Source organism: Streptomyces sp. NPDC002104, assembly GCF_053593795.1.
Map to the genome: position 1 here is coordinate 1 of NZ_JBSFDF010000092.1, position 14,211 is coordinate 14,211.

Here is a 14,211-nt window from a genome sequence, read left to right on the forward strand (position 1 = left end):
GAAGCGCCCGCGCACGAGCGGCCCGTCTACGGGGCCCTGAACTTCCGCCGCAAGCAGGCCCAGGGCCCAGGGCCCAGGGCCCAGGGCCCAGGGCGCAGCAGGTGGCAGGGGACGAACCATGAGGCTGGAGGGACTGCGGTGACACGGATGGACGACCTCGTGGTGGTCGGAGCGGGGCCGTACGGGCTGTCGATCGCGGCCCACGCGGCCGGTGCGGGACTCGGGGTGCGGATCCTCGGGCGGCCCATGGCCTCCTGGCGGGACCACATGCCCGAGGGCATGTACCTCAAATCGGAGCCGTGGTCCTCCAACCTGTCGGCGCCGGGCGGGCGTTACACGCTGGCCGAGTACTGCGCGGGCCGCGGGATCTCCGCCGAACACGGAACTCCGCTGCCCATCGGGACGTTCAGCGCGTACGGGCTCTGGTTCGCCCGGCACGCGGCACCCCCGGTGGAGGAGGCGACCGTCACCGAAGTCACCCCGCAGGGCGGGGGTTTCCTGATCCGCACGGCCGAAGGCCCGCCGCTGCTCGCCCGGACGGTGGCGCTGGCCGTGGGGGTGATGCCGTTCGTCCGGTACCCCGAGGCACTGCGGGAGCTGCCCGCGGAGCACTACTCGCACAGCAGCGGCCACCGCGACCTGACCCGCTTCGCCGGCCAGGACGTCGCGGTGCTCGGCGCCGGGCAGGCGGCCCTGGAAACGGCGGCCCTGCTCGCGGAGAACGGGGCCCGGCCGTGCCTCGTGGCCCGGCGCTCCCGGCTGAACTGGAACACCGTCCCGCAGCCGCTGCGGCGGCCCCCGCTGCGCGCCCTGCGCGATCCGCACAGCGGCCTGGGCACCGGCTGGCGCAGCTGGGCTTGGTCGGAGCTGCCCTGGGCGGTGCGCAGGCTGCCCGCTCCCACCCGGGAGCGGATCGCGGCCACCGCGCTGGGCCCGGCCGGGGCCTGGTGGCTGCGGGAGCGGTTCGAGCAGCGGGTCCCGGTCCTGCTCGGGCACGGGCTGCGGCGGGCCGTCCCGGCGGGCGGGCGGGCCCGGCTCGGGCTGTGCACCGCGGCGGGGGAGTCCGTCGCGCTGGACGCCGCGCACGTGATCGCGGCGACCGGCTTCACCCCGGACCTGGCCCGGCTGGAGCTGCTCGACGCGGGGCTGCGGGCCGCGCTGGCCACCGTGGGGCGGAGCGGGACGCCGGAGCTGAGCGCCGGCTTCGAGTCCTCGTGGCCCGGGCTGTTCTTCGCGGGGCTGCTGACCGCTCCCTCATTCGGCCCTTCCATGCGATTCGTGCACGGTGCCGGCTTCACGGCGGGGAGACTGGTGTCAGGAGTCCGCAAGCGTCTGGGGGCCCGGAGCCCGCTGACGGGATCCACCGGTGCGCCCCGGACCGACCGGGCTCCGGCTGCCGGGCATAGAGCGTGAGAACCGGTCGTACGACGTGAGAGGTGTCGCGATGAGCGAGGAGCGCGCACAGGGCCGGGGCTGGGTGAGGATTCCGGCCAGCCGTGCGGAGCAGCCCGGTACGACGAGGGCGGCGCCCGCGCCGCCGTACGCGCCGTCGCCGTACGACCGGTCGCCGTACGCGCCGGACTCCTCACCGCAGGGCCCGTACCCGCAGGACCCGTACCCGCAGGGCCCGTACCCGCACGCCCAGCACGCGCGCGGGCAGCACGGGCAGCACGGGCAGACCCCGTATCCGCAGGCCCCGTACGACCCCACGATGATCTACCTCTCCCTCGTCAAGCGCTGGCAGGAGGCCGGACGCACCCTTCCGGGGCATCCTGACGAGGAGTGGGAGCGGCTCATTTCCCAGCCGTGCTGGCCCGGCCGTTAGGTGGTGTGAGTCTCGTGGCAGCGGCGGAGCGACGCGACAGCAGACCGGAGGGCCCCGGGAGCACGGGGGACGCCGGGACCTCCCGCAACCCTCCGAGCCCCCTCATCGGCCCGGGCGAGCGGCTCGCGCTCAACAGCATGGGCAGCTTCGAGTGGGACCTCGGCGCGGGCACCCTGGACATGGACGCGGCCGGGATGGCGGTCTTCGACCTGGACCCGGAGGACTTCGACCGCACCCCCGACAGCCTGGGCCTGCGGATCCCGATCGACGACTCCGCGCGGCTGCGGGACACCGTCCAGGGCGTCCTGGACGGCGGGGAGGAGACGTACGGCCAGTACTTCACGGTGCAGCGGCGCGACGGCCGCGACCAGTGGACGCACACCCAGGGCCGGGTCCTGCGGGACGAGCAGGGGCGCCCGGTGCGCATCGTCGGCATCGTGCGGGACGCGACGGCCGAGCTCGCCCACCTCACGGTGCTGCGCAAGCTGGAGTCGGCGCGCGCCCAGCAGGCGACGATCGTGCAGCGGACCACGGAGGCGCTGTCGCGGGCGGTGACCGTCGACGACGTGACGGCCACGCTGACGGGCGCCGGGGCGCTGGAACGGCTCGGCGTCGACGGGATGGCGCTGGGGCTGGTCGAGGGCGGCCACATCAAGATCATCGCGCTCAGCGGGGAATCCCTGGAGATCCTCAGCGAGCGCAAGTTCACCCGGCTGGACGGCTCGCTGCCACTGGCGCAGGCCGTGCTCAGCAGGAAGGCCCGATTCGTCACCTCGCTGACGGAGCTCGCGGGCGAGTTCCCGCTGCTCGCCGACTACCTGAACCGCATCCAGTACGACGCGGCCGCCTACCTCCCGCTCATCGCCCAGGCCGAGGCCATCGGCGGGCTGGTGCTCTTCTACCGGCGCCGCACCGAATTCAGCCCCGAGGAGCAGAACCTCTGCCTGGGCCTGGCGGGCATCGTCGCCCAGTCGCTCCAGCGGGCGCTCCTCTTCGACCAGGAGCGCGAGTTCGCCACCATGCTCCAGGCCGCCATGCTGCCGCGCCGGATCCCCGAGATCACCGGCGGGGAGATCGCGGTCCGCTACCACTCGGCCTGGAGCGGACGCGAGGTCGGCGGGGACTGGTACGACGTCATCGCCCTGCCCCGCGACCGCGTCGGCATCGTCGTGGGCGACGTACAGGGCCACGACACGCACGCCGCCGCCATCATGGGCCAGCTCCGCATCGCGCTGCGGGCCTACGCGGGCGAGGGCCATCCGCCCTCCACCGTGCTGGCGCGCGCCTCCCGCTTCCTGGCCGAGCTGGACACCGAACGCTTCGCGACCTGCATGTACGCGCAGGTGGACCTGGAGACCGGGGGCGTACGGGCGGTCCGCGCGGGCCACCTCGGACCGCTGATCCGGCACACGGACGGGCGAACGGGCTGGCCCAACGTGCGCGGCGGCCTGCCGCTGGGGCTGGCCACGGTCTTCGAGCAGGAGGAGTTCCCCGAGACCCGGCTCGACCTGGTGCCCGGCGAGACCCTGGTGCTGTGCACCGACGGGCTCGTCGAGGAACCGGGCACCGCCATCACCCAGGGCATGGACGCCCTGGCCCACGCGGTCCGCAGCGGCCCCCAGGAGGCCGGGGCGCTCGCCGACCACCTCTCGGACCGGCTGTGGGAGCGCTGGGGCTCCGGGGACGACGTGGCCCTGCTGGTGCTGCGCCGGGCGCCCGACCCGGGCACGCACCGGGCACCGCGCATCCACCAGTACGTCCACCAGGCGGACCCGGAGGGGCTCTCCGAGGCCCGCTACGCCCTGCGGCAGGCGCTGCGCGACTGGGGCATGCCGGAGCTCGCCGACGACGTGGAGCTGGCGGCGGGGGAGCTGCTGGTCAACGCCCTGCTGCACACCGACGGCGGAGCGGTGCTGACGATGGAGGTGCTGCCGGAGCCGGTCCGGCGGATCCGGCTGTGGGTCAAGGACCGCTCCAGCGTGTGGCCGCGGCGGCGCACCCCGGGGGAGTCGGCGACCACGGGGCGCGGGCTGCTGCTGGTGGACGCGCTGGCCACGCACTGGGGCGTGGAGTCCCGGGGCGACGGCAAGGCGGTGTGGTGCGAGTTCTCGGCGGCGGGCAGCGCGGTGCGCAACGCGCCGTGAAGGGGCGCCTCGCGTGCGGGCGGAACGTGACCGGACGCTCACGCCGAGTTGTGGCGCCGTGGGGGCGGGGTGATGATGCCGCCATGGAACGGTTTCTGTGGAACACGCAGTGCGCCGGCTGAGCAGGCGCGCGGTGACGGGCGTCCTGGCGCTGCTGCTGTGCGCGGCCGGGGCGGCGACGGCGGTGGACTGGTCGACCGGGCGTCCGGACACGGACCCCGGGTGCCAGACGGTGGCCTTCATGTCGATGACGGGCGAGGCGCCCGCGTGCCGGTAGCGGCGGCTACCGGCAGCGGCGTGGGCGCGCACCGCCGGCGCTGACTACCGGTGGTCGACCACCCGGACCGGGCGGGCGTCCTGCGCGACCGTGTCGACCGACCGGGGCAGCAGGCCGCCGCCGAAGCGGACCTCCTGGAGCTCGGCCTTGGCCAGTGCCTCGCCGGCGTGCACGGTCGGGGTGAGCCGGAGCGTGCCGTGGGCCGACCAGTCGTGCACCTCGCCGTCGCACCGGGCTTCGCCGCCGCCGATGCCGAGGCGGACGTCCTCCTGCTCGATGGTCGCCTTGATCTGAACCGCTCCCGAGGGTGACGGAGCGGTGCAGTGGTACTCACCGAAAAGGTGGATCGTGCCGTCGGGGGCGATGTGTGCTTCCGAAGATACGTAAATGTCACTGCCGCGCATTTCAGTGCCGTCGATCGCGGCATTCGCCGGGGCGGTGAATACCGCCGTGGCGCCCAGTGCGGCGAGTGCGGCCAAGGCCATGCGGGGGCCGGTCGTGGCCATCGTTCCTCCTGTTGGACGAGGGGTGCAAGGGGTTGCGGAATTCCGCCGGAACGCATTGTGCTGGCATATGGCGGTCAATGCGTTCCGCCGACTCGTGTCGGTGTGTGCAATTCCCCGCTCGGGCGCGTGAGACTGACGGGAATACGTCCCCGAAGATCCCCGAAGGGATCCCGCATGCGTCAGTCCGCTCTTGCCACGGCCGCCCTCCTCCCGTTCCTGCTGTTCGGTGCCACGGCCTGCTCCGGCGCCCCCGAAGGGGCCGCGCTCGCCCCGGCCGCGGCGCCCGCCGTGCCCGTGGACGACGGCGCGCCGGGCGTCGGCGACGACCCCGCGGCCGAGCGGGACGGGGTGGCGCGGGCCGCCTCGAAGGACGCCCATGTGGGTGACTCCGTACGGGTCAGGGGCCGGGAGGTCGGCCGCCACCTTCAGGTGGTCCTCGGTGCCTACGTCGACCCGGCGGTCAGCGTCGAGAAGAACTTCGCCCCGGCGGCCGGCAAGCGCTGGGTGGCCGCCTCGATGTCCTTCGTCAACGTCGGCGGAGCCTCGTACGGGGCTCTCGGGCGCATGTGGGCGCTCGACGGCGCGGGGCAGCGCCACCCGGTGGTGCCCACGGGCGAGCTCACCACCGGCAAACCGCTCGTCTTCGATTCCCTCTCGGTCGGTGAGCGGGCCGAAGGGTGGGTGGTGTTCGAAATCCCGGAAAACGCGCGCATCGTGCGTCTCCAGTACCAGGACGCGAACATGGTGGCGAATTCCGGAGGTGGATTCTGGGCGGTCTAGCCCGCCCGGGTGAAACGGCGTCAAAGGGCCGGGCCGTCGGCCACTAAGGTGCGGCGCATGACTTCTACCCAGGCCGAACTCGACCGCTCCAAGCTCGGCACCCTTTCGGTGCTCGCGTGGATCGGCGACCCCGAAGAGGCCCACGACATTCCCTATCTCCTCGCCTACATCCTCGGGGACGGTCCCGACGGTCCCGCGGCGAGCGAGGCGGCCGCCCGCGGGCTGCTGGAGGAGATCGGCCTGCCCATCGGCGACGTGGTGATGGACGGAGTGCGCAACCCGGCCTCCTTCCCCGTGCAGATCCTCCTGGAGGGCAACCAGATCGCGCTGACCCTGCCGGGCATGAACGCGAAGTGCGTCGCCCCGCCGGAGTGGGTCAAGGCGGCGTCCGACAGCGGGCAGGCGTACTTCCTCTTCGCCACCCGCGCCTGGCCCGAGGCGGTTCCCGGCCAGCCCGTCGCGGCCGAGACGCTGCAGGCGTTCGCGGGTGACACCGAGGTGCTCAACCACAGCGCCCACGCCGTCCTCGCGGTGCGGCGCCTGCAGCGCTAGGCGCCCCCTTCCGCGCCCGCGCGCGGGCGCGGCCGGACGGCGCGCCGCGCGCCGCCCCCCCCGCTCCGGCCGCCGGGCCCCCAGCCCGCTCGGTGGCCGGTACGCCCCTAGGGCCGCTCGAAGGCGAAGCGCAGCGAGCGGACCCGGTTGTCGAAGCTGGATCCGGCCAGATCGGGCAGGCCCACCGCGCGCAGTCCGACCGGGCGGGTCAGCAGCTCGCGGAAGAGCGCCTTCATCTCCACCCGGGCCAGGTGCGCGCCCAGGCAGAAGTGCGGCCCGCCGCCGCCGAACCCCAGGTGGGGGTTGGGGGAGCGGGTGATGTCGAAGGCGTCCGGGTCGGGGAAGACGGCCTCGTCGCGGTTGGCGGAGGCGTAGTACAGCACCACCTTGTCGCCGGGGACGAACGCGTGGCCGCCCAGGGTGTGTTCGGCGACGACCGTCCGGCGGAACTGGATGATCGGCGTGGAATGGCGGATCATCTCGTCCACCGCGCCTTCCGCGTGCGCCTCGAAGTCCCCGGCCAGCAGGTCGCGTTGGTCCGGGTGGTCGGTGAGCAGGGTCAGGCCGTGGGTGATGGCGTTGCGGGTGGTCTCCACCCCGGCGACCATCAACAGGGAGAAGAACGCGCCGAGTTGACGGGCGCCGAGCGCCTCGCCGTCCACGTTCGCGCAGACCAGGGCCGAGATCAGGTCGTCGGTCGGGTGCTCGCGCCGCTCCCGCCCGATGCCCGCCACCATCCGCTGCATCCGGGCCAGGGCCCGCAGCCCGCGTCCGGGCATCCGCAGCCGGGCGGTCAGGCCCCGTTCGACACCGATGTTCTCGGAGGCGTGGTTGACGCGGTCGGCGATCTCGGCGCGGTGGCGCTCCGGGATGCCCATCATGTTGCAGATGACCTCCAGGGGCAGCTTCGAGGCCACCGCCTCGACGAACTCGTCCGGCCGCCGGTCCAGTACGTCGTCCACGATGCGCGCCGCCACCGCGTGGATGTCCTCCTCGGCCGCCGCCAGCAGCCTCGGGGTGAAGGCCCGCTGCACGATCTTGCGCAGCTGCGCGTGCTCGGCGCCGTCCAGGTTGACCATCGAGTCCCCGAACAGCGCCCGTACCCAGCGGGCCGGCTCGGGCGTCGTCACCCCGGGCGCACTGGCGAACACCTTGGGCAGCCGGCTCGCCTCCTGTACGTCGGCGTGGCGTACGAGGGCCCAGTGGCCGCCGCCTTCGGGGACGAACACGGGGGAGTCCAGGGCCCGCAGGCGGGCGAAGACGGCCAGCCGGTGGGCGGGGGGCGCCTGCCAGAAGGCCGGGTCGGCCAGTTCCTTGCCGGGCGCCGGGGCGGCATCCTGGCCGGGGCGTTGTGCGGGGAGTGTCATGGCCTGAAAACGGTGCCGGGGGCACGGGGGTGACGGGTCCGGCGCGGCGCCGTTGCCGGGGGCCCGGCCCCCGGACCGCCGTGCCTCACACCCCGGCCGGGCCGGCCGGTGCACGGTCGGCCAGGGTCATGCCGACCACCACCGTGGCCACCGCGACCAGGCCCGCGTACAGGACGGCGTAGGTGCCCGTCCACGAGCAGGCCAGTGTCGCGAGGGCGGAGAGCGGGAGGGTCAGCTGCTGGGCGGGGCCCCGCTTGAAGTGGCGGGAGTGCAGCAGCCAGACCATCAGCAGGAAGACGGCGGTCGGGACGGTGACGGCCGCGTTCGCGGCGAGCTGCGAGATGTGCGCCTTGCCGACCGCGTGCTCGACCGCCACCTCGATGCCCGCGCCGATCGCCGCGCCCGAGGCGAAGATCAGCAGGTGCCCGTACCCCCACGGGATCGCCTCCCGGTTGGAGGTCAGGTACTCGTGCATCGGCACGGCGAAGTAGATCCACCAGGCCGCGAAGACGATGAGCAGTCCGCCCGCCGCGATCGGCAGCAGCTCGCCCAGGGCCTCGTGCTCGTCGAGCGCCGACTTCACGGCCACGGTGCTGGCCGCGATCGTCTCGCCGAGCACGATGATCGTGAACAGGCCGTAGCGCTCCACGATGTGGTGGGCGTGCCACGGAGTCTGGTGGCCGCGCTCGGCCACCACCGGGACCAGCAGCTCCGCGACGACCAGGACCAGGAACACCCAGCGCTTGGCGTGGTCCGGGACGAACAGCACCGCCACCCAGCCGGCCTGGCACAGGACCAGCCCGGCCGCGTACTTCAGGGCCGCTGCGCGGGCCTCGCCGCGTTCGCCGGCGGCGGCCCGCAGCCACTGCGCGGTGAGGGCGACGCGCATGATCAGGTAGCCGATGACGGCCACCGTCCAGTCGTCGTCGTTGAAGGCCCGGCTCACCCCCGCCGCGTAGACGAGCACGCCGGAGATCTGGACGAGCGTCGCGATCCGGTAGGGGACGTCGTCGCAGTCGTAGGCGGAGGCGAACCACGTGAAGTTCATCCACGCCCACCACACGCCGAAGAAGACGAAGGCGTAGCTGATCACCCCGGTGCCCGGATGGCCCTCCGCCAGCGCGTGCACCAGCTGGGCGCCCGCCTGCGCGATGGCGACGACGAAGCACAGGTCGAAGAACAGCTCCAGCGGGGTCGAGGCGCGGTGGCCCTCGTCCCGGCTGCGCGCGGTCATGGGTACGTAAGCCAGAGCCATACCGCCCAGGACAGCAGCCGTACGGGAATCAGCAGGCGAGGCGCGCGGCCCTCAGGGCCCGAGTGCCCCGGGCGGACTCGTAGCGGCCCAGGACGAGCCGGGCGAGGCGCGGGTGGTCGGCCAGCGGCTCCGAGACCGTCCAGGCGGCCGAGGCGTTGAGGGTGCGCATGAAGCGGCCCGGCGCCAGCAGGTGCGCCGCGACCGCGATCCGGCGGTACCCGGCGTCCTGGAAGGCGGCCAGGGCCTCGGGGACGGTCGGCCCGGCGGAGGTGAGGTAGGCGGGGAGCGCGGGGACGGGGGGCGCGCCGTCGGCCTCGTGCTCCAGCAGGGCCGACAGCTGGGCCGCGCAGACCTCCGTACCGGCGTTCCCGCCGGGGCGGGAGGAGCCGGCGCCGGCCACGACCACCGCGTCGGCCCGGGTGTACGGGCCGCGGCGCCGCTCGGCCTCGCGGAGCCGGCCGTGCAGGGCGCGGGCCACGTCGCGCTCCCCGCTGAGGCCCTCGGTGAGCACGCAGCCGGTGCCCCGGAGGACGGCGGGGATGTCGACGCGGCGGTGGAAACCGTCGCCGAGCAGCAGCGGGACGACCACGGCGCGCGGGTGTTCCCGTACGACCTCGGCGAGGGAGGGGCGCTGCACGTCGAGGTGGCCGACCAGCGCGTGCACCCCGCTGATGGCCTCGACGGCGGCGACGAGCCGGTCAATGGTCGCGGCGGCCTCCGGGACCGCACTGCCGTGGACGGCGATGACGAGCATGTGGTCTGCCTCCCTGGTCCACCCCGTGGGTCCCCCTCCCACGCTAGGCGCGCCGCGGGCTGTCGGCAGCCTGGCCAAGGGCCCGCGCGGCAGGCCGGAGGTCCTGTGCGGAAAGGGTCGTTTCCCCGTCCCCAGGGGTCCTTTTCGGGCGTTCGGGGGCAGGGCGGCGACCTACCGTCGAAGGGTCGGAACGCTTGCACGCGCGTCGGCTCCGCCCGGCCGCCTTGGCCTCCCGGGGACCGCGCGGCACAGGGACACGGAGTGAGAGCGATGGGGCAGACGCTGGTTGTCATCGGCCACGGCATGGTGGGACACCGCCTGCTGGAGGCGCTCGCCGAGCGTGACGCGCTCGCCGACCCGGCCCGCCCCGAGCGCGGCGGCTGGCAGGTCACCGTCCTCGCGGAGGAGGAGCGCCCGGCCTACGACCGCGTGCACCTGTCGGCGGCCTTCACCGGCTCCACGGGCGAGGAGCTGTCCCTGGTCGAGCCCGGCTTCCTGGAGAAGTACGGCATCGGCCTGCGCCTCGGCGACCCGGCCGAGCTGATCGACACCACCGCCCGCACGGTCACCGCCCGCTCCGGCGACGTGCTGCGCTACGACGCGCTCGTGCTGGCCACCGGCTCCTACCCCTTCGTGCCGCCGATCGACGGCGCCGACGCGGAGGGCTGCTTCACGTACCGCACGCTCGACGACGTCGAGGCCCTCACGGCGTACGCCGCGGACCCGGAGGTCCGTACCGGTGTCGTCATCGGCGGCGGGCTCCTCGGTCTGGAGGCGGCGGGCGCCCTGCGCACCCTCGGACTGGCCACGCACGTCGTGGAGTTCGCGCCCCGGCTGATGCCGCTGCAGGTGGACGACGGCGGCGCGGCCGCCCTGCGGGCCACCATCGAGTCCATGGGCGTCGCCGTGCACACGGGCGTCGGCGCGGCCGGCGTGCAGATCCACCCCGACGGGCGGGCCCAGGCCCTGCGGCTGACCAGCGGCGAGGAGATCGGCTCCGACGTCGTGGTCTTCTCGGCCGGTGTCCGGCCCCGCGACCGCCTCGCCCGCGAGTGCGGCCTGGCCGTGGGCGACCGCGGCGGAGTCGTCGTCGACGGCCACTGCCGCACCAGCGACCCGTACGTCTACGCGATCGGCGAGTGCGCGCAGACCGTCGACGGCAAGGTGTACGGGCTGGTCGCGCCCGGCTACCAGATGGCGGAGACCGTCGCCGAGGCCCTCGCGGGCGCGGGCGAGCTGACCTTCACCGGGGCCGACACCTCCACCAAGCTCAAGCTGATGGGCGCCGACGTGGCCTCCTTCGGTGATCCCTTCGCCCCCGAGGGCCGTGACGGTGCCGTCTCCGTGGTCTTCTCCGACGCCCGCGAGGGCGTCTACAAGAAGCTGCTGCTCGGCCCGGACGGCGCGCTGCTCGGTGGCATCCTGGTCGGCGACGCGGAGGCGTACGGCTCGCTGAAGCCGCACGCCGGCCGGCAGCTCCCGGCCCCGCCGGAGGCCTTCATCCTGCCGTCGGGCGAGGGCGTGGCCCTGCCCGGCGCGGACGCGCTGCCCGACGACGCGGTCGTGTGCAGCTGCCACAACATCACCAAGGGGCGGGTGCGCGAGGCGGTCGTCGCGGAGTCCCTCACCGACATCGGCGGCATCAAGAAGTGCACCAAGGCCGGCACGGGCTGCGGCGGCTGCCTCGGCACGCTGCAGGCGGTCCTGGACGCCGAACTGGCCGCCGCGGGCATCGAGAAGCCGCGCGGACTGTGCGAGCACTTCACCCTGACCCGGGCGGAGATCTACGAGAAGATCCGCACCGAGCGCATCCGCAGCTTCAGCGAACTGCTGGAGACCTACGGCGAGGGCGGCGAGGGCTGCGCCGTCTGCAAGCCGGTCGTCGCCAACGTCCTGGGCACCCTCGCCCCCGACCTCGGCATCGGACACATCCTGGCGGGCGAGCAGGCGGCCCTGCAGGACTCCAACGACCTCTTCCTCGCCAACCTCCAGAAGGACGGCACCTACTCGGTCGTCCCGCGCGTCGCCGGCGGCGAGATCACCGCCGAGCAGGTCATCGCGCTGGGCGAGGTGGCCCGGGACTACGGCCTCTACACGAAGATCACCGGCGCCCAGCGCATCGGCCTCTTCGGGGTGAGGAAGGAGCAGCTGCCCGACATCTGGCGGCGGCTCGGCGGCGCCGGATTCGAGTCCGGGCAGGCGTACGGCAAGTCCCTGCGCGCGGTGAAGTCCTGCGTGGGCGCCCGCTTCTGCCGCTTCGGACAGGGCGACTCCATCCAGCTCGCCATCGACCTGGAGCTGCGCTACCGGGGTCTGCGCACCCCGCACAAGTTCAAGGGCGGCGTCTCGGGCTGCCTGCGCGAGTGCGCGGAGGCGCGCGGCAAGGACATCGGCGTCATCGCCACCGCCAACGGCTGGAACCTGTACGTCAGCGGCAACGGCGGCGCGACCCCGCGCCACGCCGACCTGCTGGCCTCGGACCTGAACACCGCCGAACTCTTCGCGCTGATCGACCGGTTCCTCATGTACTACGTCCGCACCGGCGAGCGCCTGGAGCGGACGGCGGCCTGGCTGGAGCGCCTCGGCGGCAGCGGCGCGGGCCTGGACCACCTCAAGGCCGTCCTGATCGAGGACTCGCTCGGCCTCTGCGCGGAGCTGGAGGCGCAGATGGAGCGCCACGTGTCGGCGTACGAGGACGAGTGGTCGGCGGTCCTGGAGGACCCCGCGGCGCTGGAGCGCTTCGGGAGCGTGGACTTCGGCGCGGCCGGGGGCGCCGAGGGCGCGGCGCGGGCGCTGGAGCCGGGCCGCGGGCGGACCGCGGTCCTGGCGGACGGCACCGAGGCCGCGGTGTTCAAGGACCGTGCGGGCGAGGTGTACGCGGTCTCCAACCGGGACCCCTTCTCGGGCGCGGACGTGATCGCCAACGGGATCATGGGCTCGCGCGACGGGGTGCCCGTCGTGGCCTCGCCGATGCACAAGCAGGTCTTCGACCTGCGGACCGGCATCTGTCTGGACGACCCCGAGGTGTCCCTCCCGCTGGTGGACCTCCAGCCCTAGGGCTCTGCTGCGGCCCTACCAACGCACTGTGGGCGACGGGACCTTGTCCCGTCGCCCACACGACGTTCTCCCCTGATGGGAGGCCCCCCTGTAGGCGGACCCTAAGAAGGTCAGGGCTTTCAGCTTCATTTTTCGCAACTCCTCCGAACGTTCAGACCCCTTCGACCCTTCAGGAAATGCCATGAGTTCCGCCAAGCAGGACGTGCGCGCGGCCACCGCCCGGGTGCAGGCGCCGGATCCCGCCCAGTACCGCCCCGGTCGCACGATCACGGAGTGGACGCCCGAGGATCCGTCCTTCTGGCAGACCACCGGCAAGAAGGTCGCCACCCGCAACCTGTGGATCGCGGTGCCCGCCCTGCTGGTCGCCTTCGTGGTGTGGCAGGTCTGGAGCATCACGGCGACCAACCTCAAGGACGTCGGCTTCGGCTTCTCGCAGTCCCAGCTGTTCTGGCTGACGGCGGTCCCCGGCATCACGGGCGGCACCGCCCGGATCCTCTACACCTTCATCGGCCCGATGATCGGCCAGCGCCGCTTCACCGCGCTCTCCACGGTCGTCCTGATCGTGCCGCTGCTGTGGCTGGGCTTCGCGGTGCAGGACCCCAGCACCTCCTACACCACGCTGGTCGCCATCGCCGCGCTCTGCGGCATCGGCGGCGCCAACTTCTCCTCCTCGCTGGCCAACATCGGCTTCTTCTACCCGAAGCAGGAGAAGGGCAACGCGACCGGCATCAACGGCGGCCTGGGCAACCTCGGCGTCTCCGTGGTCCAACTGCTCACCCCGATCCTGATCACCACCTCGGTGCTGGCGATCGGCTCGGGCCAGAAGAAGGCCGACGGCTCGGAGATCTACCTCCAGAACGCCGCGTTCGTCTGGGTGCCGGTCCTGATCGTCCTCGCGGCCATCGCCTGGTTCGGCCAGAACGACCTGAAGGTCGCCTCCACCCCCTTCAGCCAGCAGAAGATCATCTTCAAGCGCAAGCACAACTGGCTGATGACCTGGCTCTACGTCGGCACCTTCGGCTCCTTCATCGGATTCGCGGCGGCCCTCCCGCTCCTGATCAAGACCACCTTCCCGGCGTACTCCGTGGCCACCTACGCCTGGATGGGCCCGGCGCTCGGCGCGCTGGCCCGCTGGGCGGGCGGCTGGATCGCCGACAAGTTCGGCGGCGCGCGGGTGACGATCCTGTCCTTCGTGGGCATGGGCGCCTCGATCATCGGCGTGATCACCTTCCTGCCGGCCGGCTCCGACCAGGGCTCCTTCTACGGCTTCTTCTTCTGCTTCCTGTCGGCGTTCTTCTTCTCGGGCATCGGCAACGGCTCGACCTTCCGCCAGATCCCGGTCATCTTCCGCGGCCAGCACCTCGCGGGCCTGACGGAGGGCACCCCCGCGTACGCGAAGGGGCTGAAGCAGGCCGAGATCGAGTCGGGCGCGGTCACCGGTTTCACCGCGGCCATCGCCGCCTACGGTTTCTTCTTCATCCCGGCGATGTTCGCCAACTTCGCCGTGACCAGCGCGATGTGGGGCTTCGTCGCCTTCTACGCGAGCTGCGTCGTCGTGGCCTGGTGGTTCTACGCCCGCAAGGGCGCGGAGGCCCCCAGCTAGGTGTGTTGTCCCGGGACGTTGGTGACACGCGTGCTGGGTTCTTGAAATGGGTGAGGGCCTCCGGGTTCGGTGTGGATTGCGACATCTGCAC

General features: G+C 73.1%; 12 protein-coding genes. 8 read left to right on the forward strand and 4 right to left on the reverse strand.

The annotated features are described in order from the left end of the window. Positions 1 to 147 precede the first annotated feature (147 nt). The 4 genes from ACWCP2_RS37195 to ACWCP2_RS37210 all read left to right on the forward strand — a co-directional run bounded on the left by ACWCP2_RS37195 (position 148) and on the right by ACWCP2_RS37210 (position 4,246). Positions 148 to 1,413 (forward strand): NAD(P)-binding domain-containing protein, encoded by a 1,266-nt coding sequence (locus ACWCP2_RS37195; protein WP_450912958.1) that lies wholly within the window; start codon positions 148 to 150, stop codon positions 1,411 to 1,413. Positions 1,414 to 1,444: 31 nt separating this feature from the next. Further along, positions 1,445 to 1,825, forward strand: coding sequence for a hypothetical protein (locus ACWCP2_RS37200; protein WP_450912959.1), 381 nt, complete (start codon positions 1,445 to 1,447; stop codon positions 1,823 to 1,825). Between the two features lie 5 nt (positions 1,826 to 1,830). Then, positions 1,831 to 3,969, forward strand: a complete 2,139-nt coding sequence (locus ACWCP2_RS37205; RefSeq protein WP_450912960.1) for a SpoIIE family protein phosphatase — start codon at positions 1,831 to 1,833, stop codon at positions 3,967 to 3,969. Between the two features lie 97 nt (positions 3,970 to 4,066). After that, the gene (locus ACWCP2_RS37210; protein WP_450912961.1) at positions 4,067 to 4,246 is read left to right on the forward strand and encodes a hypothetical protein; all 180 of its coding nucleotides are present in this window, start codon (positions 4,067 to 4,069) and stop codon (positions 4,244 to 4,246) included. Positions 4,247 to 4,290: 44 nt separating this feature from the next. Here the strand turns inward: ACWCP2_RS37210 and ACWCP2_RS37215 are convergent, their stop codons facing one another. Further along, complete coding sequence (locus tag ACWCP2_RS37215; protein WP_450912962.1) at positions 4,291 to 4,752, reverse strand: DUF6299 family protein; 462 nt, start codon at positions 4,750 to 4,752, stop codon at positions 4,291 to 4,293. A gap of 174 nt (positions 4,753 to 4,926) precedes the next feature. Here ACWCP2_RS37215 and ACWCP2_RS37220 point away from each other — a divergent pair, with 174 nt between their 5' ends. Together ACWCP2_RS37220 and ACWCP2_RS37225 are read left to right on the forward strand one after the other, a co-directional pair. Beyond that, positions 4,927 to 5,532 (forward strand): DUF4352 domain-containing protein, encoded by a 606-nt coding sequence (locus ACWCP2_RS37220; protein WP_450912963.1) that lies wholly within the window; start codon positions 4,927 to 4,929, stop codon positions 5,530 to 5,532. A gap of 57 nt (positions 5,533 to 5,589) precedes the next feature. After that, positions 5,590 to 6,084, forward strand: a complete 495-nt coding sequence (locus ACWCP2_RS37225; protein WP_450912964.1) for a DUF5949 family protein — start codon at positions 5,590 to 5,592, stop codon at positions 6,082 to 6,084. A 107-nt stretch (positions 6,085 to 6,191) separates the two neighbouring features. On the opposite strand, the gene ACWCP2_RS37230 is transcribed toward ACWCP2_RS37225, so the two are convergent. The 3 genes from ACWCP2_RS37230 to ACWCP2_RS37240 all read right to left on the reverse strand — a co-directional run bounded on the left by ACWCP2_RS37230 (position 6,192) and on the right by ACWCP2_RS37240 (position 9,460). Beyond that, on the reverse strand, positions 6,192 to 7,451 hold the full coding sequence (locus ACWCP2_RS37230; protein ID WP_450912965.1) for a cytochrome P450: 1,260 nt from the start codon (positions 7,449 to 7,451) through the stop codon (positions 6,192 to 6,194). 85 nt (positions 7,452 to 7,536) lie between these two features. Further along, positions 7,537 to 8,706, reverse strand: a complete 1,170-nt coding sequence (locus ACWCP2_RS37235) for a low temperature requirement protein A (protein WP_450912966.1) — start codon at positions 8,704 to 8,706, stop codon at positions 7,537 to 7,539. Positions 8,707 to 8,734: 28 nt separating this feature from the next. Then, entirely contained in the window at positions 8,735 to 9,460 is a 726-nt protein-coding gene (locus ACWCP2_RS37240) for a sirohydrochlorin chelatase (protein WP_450912967.1), read from the reverse strand. Positions 9,461 to 9,730: 270 nt separating this feature from the next. On the opposite strand from ACWCP2_RS37240, the gene nirB reads away from it, so the two are divergent. Both nirB and ACWCP2_RS37250 read left to right on the forward strand, forming a co-directional pair. Next, complete coding sequence (nirB, locus tag ACWCP2_RS37245) at positions 9,731 to 12,517, forward strand: nitrite reductase large subunit NirB (protein ID WP_450912968.1); 2,787 nt, start codon at positions 9,731 to 9,733, stop codon at positions 12,515 to 12,517. A gap of 181 nt (positions 12,518 to 12,698) precedes the next feature. Then, positions 12,699 to 14,120: a NarK family nitrate/nitrite MFS transporter gene (locus ACWCP2_RS37250; protein ID WP_450912969.1), complete on the forward strand. Its 1,422-nt coding sequence runs from the start codon at positions 12,699 to 12,701 to the stop codon at positions 14,118 to 14,120. The last annotated feature ends 91 nt before the right edge of the window (positions 14,121 to 14,211 follow it).

Coding starts and splice junctions, on each gene's coding strand:
- ACWCP2_RS37220 (WP_450912963.1), top strand. CDS start 4,927: ATGCGTCAGTCCGCTCTTGCCACGGCCGCCCTCCTCCCGTTCCTGCTG.
- nirB (WP_450912968.1), top strand. CDS start 9,731: ATGGGGCAGACGCTGGTTGTCATCGGCCACGGCATGGTGGGACACCGC.
- ACWCP2_RS37195 (WP_450912958.1), top strand. CDS start 148: ATGGACGACCTCGTGGTGGTCGGAGCGGGGCCGTACGGGCTGTCGATC.
- ACWCP2_RS37215 (WP_450912962.1), bottom strand. CDS start 4,752: ATGGCCACGACCGGCCCCCGCATGGCCTTGGCCGCACTCGCCGCACTG.
- ACWCP2_RS37230 (WP_450912965.1), bottom strand. CDS start 7,451: ATGACACTCCCCGCACAACGCCCCGGCCAGGATGCCGCCCCGGCGCCC.
- ACWCP2_RS37225 (WP_450912964.1), top strand. CDS start 5,590: ATGACTTCTACCCAGGCCGAACTCGACCGCTCCAAGCTCGGCACCCTT.
- ACWCP2_RS37250 (WP_450912969.1), top strand. CDS start 12,699: ATGAGTTCCGCCAAGCAGGACGTGCGCGCGGCCACCGCCCGGGTGCAG.
- ACWCP2_RS37235 (WP_450912966.1), bottom strand. CDS start 8,706: ATGGCTCTGGCTTACGTACCCATGACCGCGCGCAGCCGGGACGAGGGC.
- ACWCP2_RS37240 (WP_450912967.1), bottom strand. CDS start 9,460: ATGCTCGTCATCGCCGTCCACGGCAGTGCGGTCCCGGAGGCCGCCGCG.
- ACWCP2_RS37200 (WP_450912959.1), top strand. CDS start 1,445: ATGAGCGAGGAGCGCGCACAGGGCCGGGGCTGGGTGAGGATTCCGGCC.